This window comes from Aurantimonas litoralis (assembly GCF_026153195.1).
Taxonomy (GTDB): Bacteria; Pseudomonadota; Alphaproteobacteria; order Rhizobiales; family Rhizobiaceae; genus Aurantimonas; species Aurantimonas coralicida.
The window spans coordinates 277822-291213 of record NZ_JAPFBM010000004.1; the positions used below are offsets into that span (position 1 = coordinate 277822).

Consider the following 13392-nt stretch of genomic DNA (forward strand, 5'->3'; position numbering starts at 1 on the left):
AACGCCGCCGATCCGAATCATTACCAATTGAGCAAATGCGAATCACCTTGTCCAGCGTGGAATTGCGGCAGAATCTGGGAGTCAACGAATTGACGAGTCATTTCAAAGACCTTCCCAAGATATCTCCAAGATCCGTCGAAAGATGTTCAGTCTCAAGCAGTTGCCGCAGAGTCGTTTCGGCCTGCCCGCGGCGGGTCGGCTCGAAGCTGCGCCACGACCGGAAGGTGGTCGCGATGCGCGCCGCGATCTGCGGATTGAGGCGGTCCAGCTCGACCAGTCGCTCCGCCACCCAGCGATAGCCAGCACCGTCGGGGCGGTGGAAGGCAAGCTGGTTGCCGGCCGCGAAGGTGCCGATGACGGCGCGCACGCGGTTCGGGTTGCGCATGGAGAACTTTGCGTGGCCGGTGAGGGCGATCACCGTCTCCAGCGTCTCGGGCCGGGGCACGGTCGCCTGCAGGGCGAACCATTTGTCGAGCACCAGCTCGTCGGTCTCGAAGCGCCGGTAGAAATCGTCGAGCGCGGCCTGCGACGCCGCGGCATCCGGGAAGCGATGGACGAGGATGCCGAGCGCTGCGAGGCGGTCGGTCATGTTGGAGGCGCTGGCATATTGCGCCTCGGCCGCCGCCGGGTCGTTCGTGGCGGCGGTCAGATAGGCGAGCGCCGCATTGGCGAGCGAGCGCCGGCCGGCGCTTTCGGCGTCGGGGGAGAAGGCCTGGACCGTCGCCATCTCGGCGGCTAGCCGCTCGAAGACCTGGACGCCGGCGGTGCCGATCGCCCGGCGGGCGGCGTCTACCACGTCGTGGACGATCTGCGGGTCGACGTCGCGGCCGAGCATGCGCGCCACGTCCGGTTCGGCCGGCAGGGCCAGGGCCTGTGCCCGGAAGGCGGGCTCCAGCGCGGGGTCGGCGGCGGTGGCCAGCACCGCGTCGACGATCTCCGCCGGCAGCGGCGAGGCGGTCGCCGCGCCGCCCGCACGGCAGGCACGCACCATCGCCTCGCCGAGGAGGTCGTTGAGGACGCTCCAGCGGTTGAAGAGGTTGGGGTCGAGCCGTGCGAGCGCCAGGCGGTCGGCTTCGCTCTGGGCGAAGTCGAGATTCACCGGGGCGGAGAAGTCGCGCAGGATCGAGAGGTAGGGGCGCTCGCCGAGATTCTCAAAGACCAGTGTCGTCTCGGCCTCGGTCAGGTGAATGACGTCGCCCTCCACGTCCGGCCCATGGGTCGGCACGGCGTCCTTGTCCTGGCCGTTGGAGCCGACGAGGCCGAAGCGGATCGGGATATGGACCGGATCGGTCCTCGTGCCGGCGGCGCCCTCGTCGAGCGACTGGCGCAGGGTGACGGTCAGCCGGTCGGTGCCGGCATCGTAGTCCTCGCGCACCGACAGGGTCGGGGTGCCGGCCTGGTTGTACCAGACCGCCAGATGCGAGAGGTCGACGCCCGTGGCCGCCTCGAAGCAGGCGAGATAATCTTCGATCGTGGCGGCGTCGCCGTCATGGCGCTCGAAATAGAGGTCCATCCCCTTCCGGAAGCCGTCCTCGCCGAGGATGGTGGCGAGCATCCGGACGATCTCGGCGCCCTTGTCGTAGACGGTCGCCGTGTAGAAGTTGTTGATCTCCCTGTATTCCGTCGGCCGGACGGGATGCTGGAGCGGGCCCTGATCCTCGGGGAACTGGTGCGCCTTCAGGCGCCGGACCGAGCCGATGCGCTGGACCGTGGCGGAGCGCTCGTCGGCGCTGAACTCCTGGTCGCGATAGACCGTCAGGCCTTCCTTCAGGCAGAGCTGGAACCAGTCGCGGCAGGTGATGCGATTGCCGGTCCAGTTGTGGAAATATTCGTGGGCGATCACTGTCTCGACGCCGGCATAGTCGGTGTCGGTCGCCGTCTGCGGATCGAGCAACACGTATTTGTGGTTGAAGACGTTGAGGCCCTTGTTCTCCATCGCGCCCATGTTGAAGTCGGCGATGGCGACGATGTTGAACACGTCGAGGTCGTATTCGCGGCCGAAGCGGCGCTCGTCCCAGACCATCGACCGCTTCAGCGCGTCCATGGCGTAGCCGGCCTGCCCGGCGCGGCCCTTCTCGGTGTAGACGGCGAGTTCGACCGGCTTGCCGCTGGCGGTGGTGAAGGGTTCGCGGATGGAATCGAGATCGCCGGCGACCAGCGCGAAGAGATAGGCCGGCTTGTTGAACGGGTCGTCCCAGACGGCGTAGTGGCGGCCGTCGCCGAGATCGCCGCTCTCGGTCGGGTTGCCGTTCGACAGGAGGACGGGGGCGGCCGTGCGGTCGGCCTCGATGCGGACCCGGTAGGGCGCGAGCACATCGGGTCGGTCGAGGAAATAGGTGATGCGGCGGAAGCCCTCGGCCTCGCACTGGGTGCACCAGATGCCGTTGGAGCGGTAGAGCCCCATCAGCTTGGTGTTCTCTTCCGGGACAATGCGGGTCGCGATGTCGAGAAGGAAGCGGTCGCGGGCCGGGGCCTGACGGATCGTCAGCCGGTCGGGCGCCGCCGTATAGGCGTCGGCCTCGAGCGCGGCGCCGTCGAGGGCAAGGCCGGTCAGGGTCAGTTCGTCGCCGTCCAGCACCAGCGGCGCATCCTCGGCCACGCCCTCGCGCCGCTCCAGCACCAGTCGCGTGTCGATCTCGGCCCGGCCTTCGAACAGGCGGACCGTCATGTCCACGCAATGCAGGATGAAATCGGTCGGGCGATAATCTTCCAGCCGGATCGTCTGGCCGTCTTCACTGCGCAGCATGGGCTTCCCTTTCCTGATTTTCCCGGCAGTTAGACCGGAAACCGCAGATTGCCAATCGCGTGCGGCGGTGGGGCACATGCGGCGGGCCGGCAACCTCCACCCTCGACGGGCTGCGCCGGAAGCAATAAGTGGTGTTTAAGACCATTGTGGCCGACCCTCCCGTTGCGAACGGGTGCTGTCCACGGCGATCGGTTCGCGTCGAAGGAGCTTTCCCATGAACGTCATGACCCCAAAGTTTGGCCTCGGCGCGTCGGTGCTGCGCAAGGAAGACGACGCCTTCATCCGGGGCGAGGGCCACTATACCGACGACGAGACCCGCGCCGGCCTGCTGCACGCCGCCGTGGTGCGCTCGCCGCATGCCCATGCCCGCTTCACCATCGGCGACCTGGAAGCGGCGCGCAGCGCGCCGGGCGTGCGCATGGTGCTGACCCATGCCGATATCGCCGAACTCGGCGAAGTGCCCTGTCTCGCCAGCCCCAAGCAGGTGGGCGGCGAGCCGTTCCAGCCCCATGACGCGCCGGTTTTGTGCCGCGACACGGTGCGCCATGTCGGCGACGCGGTGGCCTTCGTCGTCGCGGAGACGGCGATCCAGGCGCGCGACGCGGCCGAGCTGATCGAGATCGACTACGACGTGCTCGACGCGGTGCCCGATCTGGCGGCGGCCAAGGACGGCCACCTCCTCGCCTGGGACGATCGCGACGGCAACATCGCCGGCCACATGCATGAGGGCGACCGGGAGAAGACGGACGCGGCTTTCGCGCAGGCAGCGCATGTCACGACCCTCGACCTCGTGCAGAACCGCCTCGTCTGCAACTACATGGAGGTCCGCTCCTCGGTCGGCGAATATGACGCCGAGAGCGAACGCTACACGCTGACCACCGGCAGCCAGGGCGTGCACGGCATGCGCGACACGCTGGCGGCGCGCGTCCTGAAGGTCGGCAAGGACAAGATCCGCGTCGTCACCCGCGACGTCGGCGGCGGCTTCGGCACCAAGGCGTTCCTGTATCGCGAGCATGCGCTGGTGCTGGTCGCGGCGCAACGGCTGGGCCAGCCGGTCAAGTGGACCGCCGACCGCACCGAGCATTTCGTCACCGACGCCCATGGCCGCGACAACATCGTCACCGGTTCGATGGCGATGGATGCCGACGGTCGGTTCCTGGCGCTGAAAATCGATCTGCACGCCAATCTCGGCGCCTATGCCTCGCAGTTCGGGCCGATGATCCCGTGGTTCGGCATGTCGATGGCGACCGGCCTCTACGACATCCCGGCGATCGACGTGGATTGCCACCTCTATTATTCCAACACGGTTCCGGTGGACGCCTATCGCGGCGCCGGGCGGCCGGAAGCCGCCTATCTGATCGAGCGGCTGGTGGACGAATGCGCCATCGAGCTGGGCCTCGGACGCGACGAGATCCGCAAGCGCAACTTCATCCGCTCCGATCAGCTGCCCTACCGCACCCCGATCGGCCGACTGTACGACACCGGCGATTTCGCCGGCCATCTCGACGCCGGCCTGCGGCGGGCGAACTGGGCCAGCTTCGAGACCCGGCGAGACGCGGCCCGCAAGAACGGCAAGCTGCGCGGCATCGGCTTTGCGACCTATGTGGAAGCCTGCGCCTTTCCCGGTTCCGAGCCGGCCTATGTGGAGCTGACGCATGAGGGGCGGATCGAGCTGAAGATCGGCACCCAGACCAACGGGCAGGGCCATGCCACGGCCTATGCCCAGTTCGTCGCCGAGGCGCTGAAGCTGGACTACGACCGGATCGACGTGCGCCAGGGCGATACGGACGAGACCCCGACCGGCGGCGGCACCGGCGGTTCGCGCTCCATCCCGCTGGGCGCGGTGTCGGTGCGCCGGGCCAGCCAGTCGCTGGCCGAGAAGCTGAAGAAGCTGGCGGCCGACGAGCTGGAAGCCGCCGCGACCGACATCGAGCTGGAAGGCGGCGAGGCGCGGATCGTCGGCACCGACCGGGCCATCGACTTCGCCGCGCTGGCGGCGGCGGCCAAGTCCGACGACGATCGCAAGGCGGTCGGCGAGTTCAAGCAGGACGAGGCGACCTATCCGAACGGCACCCATGTCTGCGAGGTCGAGATCGACCCGGAGACCGGCATGACCGAGCTCCTGTCCTACACGATCTGCGACGATTTCGGCGTGACGGTGAACCCGATCCTTCTGGCCGGCCAGATCCATGGCGGCGTCGCGCAGGGCATCGGCCAGGCGCTGATCGAGAACGCCGTCTATGACGAGACCGGCCAGCTGGTGACCGCCAGCTTCATGGACTACGCCATGCCGCGGGCCTGGGACTTCCCGTATTTCGACTTCCAGACGCGCAACGTGCCGTCCACCACCAATGCCCTCGGCATCAAGGGCGCCGGCGAGGCGGGCACGATCGGCGCCGCACCGGCGGTGATGAATGCCGTCGTCGACGCGCTGCGGCCGGCGGGCGTCGCCCATATCGACATGCCGGCGACCCCGCTACGGGTCTGGGAAGCGCTGCAGGCCGCCCGCTAGGGGCCCGAACGTCGCCCGGTCGTCCATGAAACGGCCTGCCGGGCGATGACAGAAACGCATGATCGACGATGCCGGCGCCTGCAAAGGGGCGCGGCGGTCTGAGGGGACGAATGCCACAGGTGCCTGGCGACGCGGCCTCGCCCAATCCGATGCTCGGCATCATGCTCAAATGCATCTCCGTCGTGGTCTTCGTCGGCATGCAGACCTCCATCAAGGCGGGGGCCCAGGGTATTCCGGCCGGCGAGATCGTGTTCTTCCGCTCGTTCTTCGCGCTGGTGCCTGTCGTCATCTATCTCGCCTGGCTCGGCGATCTGCGCACGGCGCTGACGACCGACCATCTCGGCGGCCATGTCTGGCGCGGCGTCATCGGCGTCACCTCCATGGGGTTCGGCTTCTTCGCCCTGACGCGGCTGCCCTATCCCGAATGGATCACCATCACCTATGGTGCGCCGCTGCTGACCGTGGTGTTCGCCGCGATCTTCCTGAAGGAGGTCGTCTGGCTCTACCGCTGGTCGGCGGTGCTCGTCGGGCTGATCGGCATCATGGTCGTGACGCTGCCGAAACTGTCGCTGGGCAGCGACGGGCTGGCCGATGGCGAGGCGATCGGCATTGCCGCGGCGATGGTCTCGGCCACCGTGGCCGCCATCGCCATGATCCAGATCCGCCGGCTGGTCCACACCGAGAAGACCGCCACCATCGTCATTTATTTCTCGCTGACCTCGTCGGCGCTGGCGGCGCTGTCGATCTTCTTCGGCTGGGTAGTGCCGACATGGGAGCAGGCCGGCTTCCTGATCCTCGCCGGCCTGTGCGGCGGCGTCGGCCAGCTGCTCCTGACCGCCTGCTACCGCTATGCCGACACCTCGACCATCGCGCCCTTCGAATACACCTCGCTGATCCTCGCCATCATCATCGGCTATGTGATCTTCGACGAGGCGGCGAGCGGCACGACGATCCTCGGCGGAGCCATCGTCGTGTCGGCCGGCATCTTCATCATCTGGCGCGAGCACCGCTTGGGCCTGGAGCGCTCGCGGGCCCGCCGGGTCACCCCGCCGACGGGCTGAAACGCCCACCGGTGCAGGCCCGCGCGCCTTCCTCGGCCTTCACAGTGGCGTGTCATCGGCTTGTGACCTTGCCTGATTATGCGATGCTGGAACCGTTCCAAAAGTTGGACGGTGCCGGATTTCGCAAGATCAGGGGGCGTCGATGAACGAACATGCAAGCCGTGCGGTATTCCGCACCAGCCAGCTTGAAGAGGCCGATGGCGACGGTCTGAACCCGACCGACAACCGCACCATGGGCGACGTGATCGCGACGCGCTTCTCGCGCCGCGACTTCCTGCGCGGCTCGATGGCCGCCACCGCGATCGCCGCCACGGTGAGCCCGCTGGCGCTGATGGCCGCCGACGAGGCCCATGCCGAAGGCGCCACTGGCTCGAAATTCGATTTCACCGAGGTCGAGGCCGGCGTCGACGAGATGCACCACATCGCCGAAGGCTACGATGCCGACGTGCTGCTGCGCTGGGGCGACCCGGTCTTCGCCGATTCACCGGAGTTCGATCCGGCGAACCAGACGCCGGAAGCCCAGGCGCGCCAGTTCGGCTACAACAACGACTATGTCGGCTTCATCCCGATCGACGGTTCGTCGGAGCATGGCCTGCTCGTCGTCAATCACGAATACACCAACGAACACCTGATGTTCCCGGGCATCGTGAAGGTCGAGGGCGACAAGCTCACGGTCGCCGCGGCCGACCAGAAGCGGGTCGACATCGAGATGGCGGCCCATGGCGGCACCATCGTCGAGATCCGCAAGGAGAACGGCAAGTGGCAGGTGGTGACCGACGGCGCCAGGAACCGCCGCATCACCGCCGGGACCGAGATGGAGCTGCGCGGCCCGGCCGCCGGCCATGCCCGCCTGCAGACGAAGGCCGATCCGTCCGGCACCAAGGTGTTCGGCACCATCAACAATTGCGCCGGCGGCGTCACGCCGTGGGGCACCTACATCATGGCCGAGGAGAACTTCCACGGCTATTTCGTCGGCGAACTGCCGGCAGATCACCGGGAAGCACAGAATTACGAGCGCTACGGCGTGCCGGACGGCAGCTACGAATGGGGCAATTTCCACGATCGCTTCGACGTGTCGAAGGAGCCGAACGAGCCCAACCGCTTCGGCTGGATCGTCGAGGTCGATGTCGAGGACCCGAACTCGGTGCCGAAGAAACGCACCGCGCTCGGCCGCTTCAAGCATGAAGGCGCCGAGTCGATCGTCGCGGCGGATGGCCGGGTGGTGTTCTATCTCGGCGACGACGAGCGCTTCGACTATGTCTACAAGTTCGTCACCGCGGGCACCTACAATCCCGACGACCGGGCCGCGAACATGGACCTTCTCGACGAGGGCACGCTCTATGTCGCGAAGTTCGAGGACGACGGCTCCCTGACCTGGATGCCGCTGGTCTTCGGCGAAGGCCCGCTGACCGCCGAGAACGGTTTTGAAAGCCAGGCCGACGTGGTCATCGAGACCCGGCGCGCGGCCGATCTCCTCGAGGCGACCAAGATGGACCGTCCGGAGGACATCGAGCCGAACGGCACCAATGGCCGCGTCTACGTGATGCTGACCAACAACACCAAGCGCGAGGAGGCCGATGCCGCCAATCCGCGCGCCAAGAACGCCTTCGGCCACATCATCGAGATCGCCGAGGACGGCGGCGACTTCGCCGCCACCAAGGGCACGTGGGAAGTCCTTTTGAAATGCGGCGACCCGTCGGTCGCCGATGTCGGCGCGACCTTTTCGACGGAAACGACGAAGAACGGCTGGTTCGGCATGCCGGACAATTGCGCGGTCGATGCCGAGGGCCGGCTGTGGGTCTCCACCGACGGCAATTCGCCGAAGGCGACGGGCCGCACCGACGGTCTCTTCGCCGTCGACACCGAGGGCGCGGCCCGCGGCACGTCGAAGCTGTTCTTCCGCGTTCCGGTGGGCGCCGAGATGTGCGGTCCGCTGATCCTGCCGGACATGCAGACGGCCTTCGTGGCGGTCCAGCACCCGGCCGATGGCGGCGAGGACTGGGAAGGCTTCGGCCGGCCGTCCTATTACGAGGATCTCTCCACCCGCTGGCCGGACTTCAAGGACGACATGCCGGTGCGTCCGTCGGTGGTGGCCATCACCAAGCAGGGCGGCGGCCGCATCGGCTGACCGCCGGACAGTTCCGAAACGCGAAACGGGCGGCCATCACGGCCGCCCGTTTTCGTTTGTGTGGGTGCAAGGCCCGGAGACGTTGTCTGTTTCCGGCTTTCGCCCCGGCGCTGATGATCGCAATCGGCCGGGGAGGGAGCTGGCGTCCGCGCCTGGCGCTCAGATGCCGCCGGCCTTGTCGTCCGGCGGGGTCACCGGTTCGACCGGGCGCGCGGCGGCAGCATGGCGGTCGGTTCGGTCCGCCTCTGCCTCCGCCTTCGCTGCTGCTTCTGACTCGGCACTGGCCTCCGCCGCTTCTGCTTCGGCCTCCGCTTCGGCGCTGGCCATTGCCTCGGCTGCCTCGGCCTCGTCGCTGGCGGCCAGTTCCTCCTCGGCGGTGATCGAGGCTTCGGCGCGCGGATCCAGCGTGAAGCTGGTCGGCGTCTGGGTGCGGGCCAGCGGCACGGTCTGGAAGTCAGCCCGCTCGTCCACCGGCAGCGCCTCGCGGCGGTAGGTCCGGTAGTAGGAATAGGCGGCATAGGCGACGGCCGAGGTGCCGACCGCCTGGAACATGCCTTCGGGGCCGAAGCTCTCCATCAGGAATGCCGCATAGATCGGGCCGATCATCGTGCCAACGCCGTAGAGGATCAGGAGGCCGCTGGAGATCTTCACGAAATCCTCGTCGGCGGCGTAGTCGTTGGCATGCGCCACGGCCAGCGAATAGGACGGATAGACGATGCCGCCGAGGATGAAGGCGACGACGAAATAGACCGTCGCGCCCCAGGGCATGGCATCGACATAGACGCCGAGGACGGCGGCGATGAAGCCGATCAGCCCGGCCGCGGTCATCACATAGCGTCGGTCCATCCGGTCCGAGAAGCGGCCGAGCGGCACCTGGAAGACGATGCCGCCGGCCATGGCGACGACGACGAGGGTGGCGATCTCGGTGGTCGACAGGCCGATCTTCTGGCCGAACACCGGCGCCATGTTGTTCCAGCCGCCGGACATGATGCCGGCCAGGAGCACGCCGACGGCGGCGACCGGCGAATTGCGGAAGATCAGGCCGACATCGATCTTCACGCTGGTCAGCGGCTTCGGCGAGGCGGCGCGCGACAGCGCCGTCGGGATCACCGCCAGCGCGAACAGGATCGCGCAGAGCATGAAGGGAATGGTCAGCTCGGGCCGGCTGAGGGGCATGACGTACTGGCCGCCCATCATCGCCGCCATGGTGACCACCATGTAGATCGAGAAGATCTTGCCGCGGCTCTCGTTGGTCACCCGCTCGTTGAGCCAGCTCTCGACGACCATGTAGGTGCCGGCCAGCGCGAAGCCGGCCATGGCGCGGAAGACGATCCAGGCCAGCGGGTCGATGAGGACGCCGCTCAAGAGCACGGAGATCGCCAGGAGGGCGGCGAGGCTGGCGAAGGTACGCACATGGCCGGCGCTGCGCACGATCACCGGCATGACGAAGCAGCCGACCGTGAAGGCGATGGCGTAGGAGGTGCCGAAGGCGCCGATCTGGTAGCTCGACCAGCCCTCGATCGAGCCGCGCACCGGCAGGAGAATGCCCATCAGCCCGGCGCCGGCCATCAGGAAGAAGGTCGATGCGAGCAGTGCGGCGATCGGCAGGATCTGCAGTGGCATGGGACGGCCCCGGAACGGTGTGGTCGATGCGGCGCGTTGCCTCGCGGGCAGAGCTAGGCGTTTCGGACCGATTTGGCGAGTGCCTTTTCGCTGCCGATTCGTGCGGCGGCCCGGTCCCGCGTCAGCCCGCCGTCGATTTCTGCGCCAGACGCTCGCGCAGGGCGATCAGGTCGCGCCAGGCGAGGCGCTTCTGGGCCGGCTGGCGCAGCAGATAGGCCGGATGCAGCATCGCCACCGCGTCGATGGCGTCGCACTGCTCCAGCCCGAAACTGTAGGTGGTCCAGCGGCCGCGCACCCGCAGAATGCCCTCCTGCGCCCCCAGGATCGCCTTGGCCGAAGGCGAGCCGAGGCAGACCAGGATCTTCGGCGCCACCAGTTCGATATGGCGCTGGACGAAGGGCAGGCAGATCTGCGTCTCGGCCGGCGTCGGCGGGCGGTTGCCGGGCGGGCGCCAGGGCACGGTGTTGGTTACCCGCACCGCCTCGCGCTCGAGCCCGATGGATTCCAGCATGCGGTTGAGAAGCTGCCCGGAGCGGCCGACGAAGGGCACGCCGGCGGTGTCCTCCTCGCGTCCCGGCGCCTCGCCGACCAGCATCAGATCGGCGGTCTCGCTGCCATCGCCGAACACCGTCGAGCGGGCCGAGATCCGCAGATTGCAGCCGTCGAAATCGTCGAGCGCGGCGCGCAATTCGGCCAGGGTCGTGGCCGAGCGGGCGCGTTCGCGGGCATCGGCGACGGCGATGTCGTCGGGCACCGCGATGCGGGGCGAGGGGAAGCCGGGCTCCTCGGCCGGCTGCGGCGTCCTGGCCGGGGCGGGCCTCGCTTCCCGCGCGGGGCGCGGAGCATCGCCGGACGCTGCCGGGGCGGCGCCTGCCGGCTGGCTGCGCCGGGCCTTGCGGGCGGCGATCTCGGCCTGCGTCTCGGCAAAGCGGTCGCGCGCGGCCTCGCTGGTCACCGCATCGACGCCGGCGGCGCGGTACCATTCGAGGAGGGCGATGGCCGCCTCGCGGTCGATGGGGTGGGGCTCGGCGTTCATGGCCATTCCCTAGCCGATTTTTCCGCGCGGCGCGACGGCGGCGTCAGTGGCCGAGCGACTGGGAGAACAGGTTGATGACGAGCACGCCGCCGACGATCAGCGCCAGGCCGAGCAGGGCCGGCAGGTCGAGCGTGACGCGGAACCAGAAGATGTCGATGAGGGCCAGCAGCACGATTCCGGTGCCCGACCAGATCGCATAGACGATGCCGACCGGCATGGTGCGCAGCGGCAGCGACAGGAAGTAGAAGGCGAGCACATAGGTCGCCACGGTGACCAGCGAGGGTGCGAGCCGGGTGAAGCCTTCGGTCGATTTGAGGGCGGTGGTACCGACGATCTCGCAGAGAATCGCGATGCCGAGATAGAGCGCGTTCAAGCCGGTCTCCTTGTGTCGGGCCGGGCCTGTCTGATCCGCCCGCGGGCGGCGCGTCAAGGGCCGGGGACGTCCGCGACGATCCGCACGACGCCGGCTGTTTGACGGAAAGGTCAATCAGGCTAGAACTCGTCCAAACAGGCCCGTGCCCTAGTCTTGGAACGACGGCACACGGTGCGAATGTGTACGAGGATGCGCGGCGTCTGCCCGCGCCACCGAAAGGACCCAGAGACGATGAGCGATACCGCCAGCCAGACCGAGAGCCTGCCCGAACGCGAGTCGATGGAATTCGACGTGGTGATCGTCGGCGCCGGGCCGGCGGGTCTGTCGGCGGCGATCCGGCTGAAGCAGATCGACCCGGAGCTCTCCGTCGTGGTCCTGGAGAAGGGCGCCGAGGTCGGTGCTCATGTCCTGTCCGGCAACGTGCTCGATCCCTCGGCCCTCGACATCCTCTTGCCGGAGTGGCGCGAGGAAGAGACGCCGATCAAGACCAAGGTCACCGACGACCGGTTCTATCTCTACGGCGCCAGCGGCTCGCTTCGCCTGCCCAATGCGCTGATGCCGAAGCTGATGAACAATCACGGCAATTTCGTCGTGTCGCTGGGCCTCGTGTGCAAGTGGATGGCCGAGAAGGCCGAGGCGCTGGGCGTCGAGATCTATCCGGGCTTCGCGGCCTCCGAGATCCTCTACGACGAGAGCAATGCGGTGATCGGCGTCGCCACCGGCGACATGGGCGTTGCCCGCACCGGCGAGCCCGGCCCGATGTACCAGCGCGGCATGGCGCTGATGGGCAAATACGTGATGATCGGCGAGGGCGTGCGTGGCTCGCTGGCCAAGCAGCTGATCCGCGGCTACGGCCTCGACGAGGGGCGCGAGCCGGGCAAGTTCGGCATCGGGCTGAAGGAATTGTGGGAGATCGATCCGGCCAAGTCGAAGCCGGGCCGGGTGCAGCACTCCTTCGGCTGGCCGCTGGACAGCGGCACCGGCGGCGGCTCGTTCCTGTACCATCTGGGCGAGAATCAGGTCTATGTCGGCTACGTCGTCCACCTGAACTACAAGAACCCGTATCTGTCGCCCTTCGAGGAATTCCAGCGCTTCAAGACGCATCCCGACATCGCCGAACTGCTGGAAGGCGGCAAGCGCATCGCCTATGGCGCGCGCGCCATCACCGAGGGCGGCTGGCAGTCGGTGCCGAAGCTGGTCTTCCCGGGCGGCGCGCTGATCGGCTGCTCGGCCGGCTTCGTCAACGTGCCGCGCATCAAGGGCGTCCACAACGCCATGACCTCGGGCATGCTGGCCGCCGAGAAGGCCGCCGAGGCGATCAAGGCGGGACGCGCGCACGACGTGCTGTCGGCCTATGACGACGAATGGCGCACGTCGGCGATCGGCCGCGACCTCAAGCCGGTGCGCAACGTCAAGCCGCTCTGGTCGAAATACGGCACCCTGCTCGGCATCGGGCTGGGCGGCCTCGACATGTGGACCAACTCGCTGTTCGGCTTCTCCTTCTTCGGCACCCAGAAGCACGGCAAGCCCGACCATGCCTGCCTGGAGCCGGCGGCCAAGCACAAGAAGATCGACTATCCCAAGCCGGACGGCGTCCTGACCTTCGACAAGGTCTCCTCGGTGTATCTGTCGAATACCAATCACGAGGAGGACCAGCCGGTCCATCTGCAGGTCAAGGACCCGCAGCTGCAGCACGATTCCGAATTCGCGGTCTATGCCGGCCCGTCGCAGCGCTACTGCCCGGCCGGCGTCTACGAATGGGTGCAGGAGGGCGGCGAGGAGAAGTTCGTGATCAACGCCCAGAACTGCGTCCACTGCAAGACCTGCGACATCAAGGACCCGAACCAGAACATCAACTGGGTGCCGCCGCAGGGTGGCGAGGGGCCGGTCTATCAGGTGATGTAGGAGCCGCG

General features: G+C 67.6%; 8 protein-coding genes. 4 read left to right on the top strand and 4 right to left on the bottom strand.

Annotated features, from left to right (window positions below):
• Positions 1 to 97 precede the first annotated feature (97 nt).
• Positions 98 to 2746 (bottom strand): aminopeptidase N, encoded by a 2649-nt coding sequence (gene pepN / locus N7I30_RS11130; protein WP_498638829.1) that lies wholly within the window; start codon positions 2744 to 2746, stop codon positions 98 to 100.
• A 214-nt stretch (positions 2747 to 2960) separates the two neighbouring features.
• Here pepN and N7I30_RS11135 point away from each other — a divergent pair, with 214 nt between their 5' ends.
• The 3 genes from N7I30_RS11135 (at position 2961) to N7I30_RS11145 (ending at position 8447) form a co-directional block, all read left to right on the top strand.
• On the top strand, positions 2961 to 5258 hold the full coding sequence (locus N7I30_RS11135; protein ID WP_498638831.1) for a xanthine dehydrogenase family protein molybdopterin-binding subunit: 2298 nt from the start codon (positions 2961 to 2963) through the stop codon (positions 5256 to 5258).
• 110 nt (positions 5259 to 5368) lie between these two features.
• Positions 5369 to 6319 (top strand): DMT family transporter, encoded by a 951-nt coding sequence (locus N7I30_RS11140; protein WP_035694397.1) that lies wholly within the window; start codon positions 5369 to 5371, stop codon positions 6317 to 6319.
• A gap of 142 nt (positions 6320 to 6461) precedes the next feature.
• Entirely contained in the window at positions 6462 to 8447 is a 1986-nt protein-coding gene (locus N7I30_RS11145; protein ID WP_498638833.1) for a PhoX family protein, read from the top strand.
• Between the two features lie 159 nt (positions 8448 to 8606).
• On the opposite strand, the gene N7I30_RS11150 is transcribed toward N7I30_RS11145, so the two are convergent.
• From N7I30_RS11150 to N7I30_RS11160, 3 genes are all read right to left on the bottom strand, one after another.
• A complete protein-coding gene (locus tag N7I30_RS11150) occupies positions 8607 to 10070 on the bottom strand; it encodes an MFS transporter (RefSeq protein WP_498638835.1) in 1464 nt (487 codons plus the stop codon).
• Between the two features lie 121 nt (positions 10071 to 10191).
• Positions 10192 to 11112 (bottom strand): uracil-DNA glycosylase, encoded by a 921-nt coding sequence (locus N7I30_RS11155; RefSeq protein ID WP_498638837.1) that lies wholly within the window; start codon positions 11110 to 11112, stop codon positions 10192 to 10194.
• Positions 11113 to 11149: 37 nt separating this feature from the next.
• Positions 11150 to 11479, bottom strand: a complete 330-nt coding sequence (locus N7I30_RS11160) for a DMT family transporter (protein ID WP_040325405.1) — start codon at positions 11477 to 11479, stop codon at positions 11150 to 11152.
• Positions 11480 to 11710: 231 nt separating this feature from the next.
• On the opposite strand from N7I30_RS11160, the gene N7I30_RS11165 reads away from it, so the two are divergent.
• Positions 11711 to 13384: an electron transfer flavoprotein-ubiquinone oxidoreductase gene (locus N7I30_RS11165; RefSeq protein ID WP_498638839.1), complete on the top strand. Its 1674-nt coding sequence runs from the start codon at positions 11711 to 11713 to the stop codon at positions 13382 to 13384.
• The last annotated feature ends 8 nt before the right edge of the window (positions 13385 to 13392 follow it).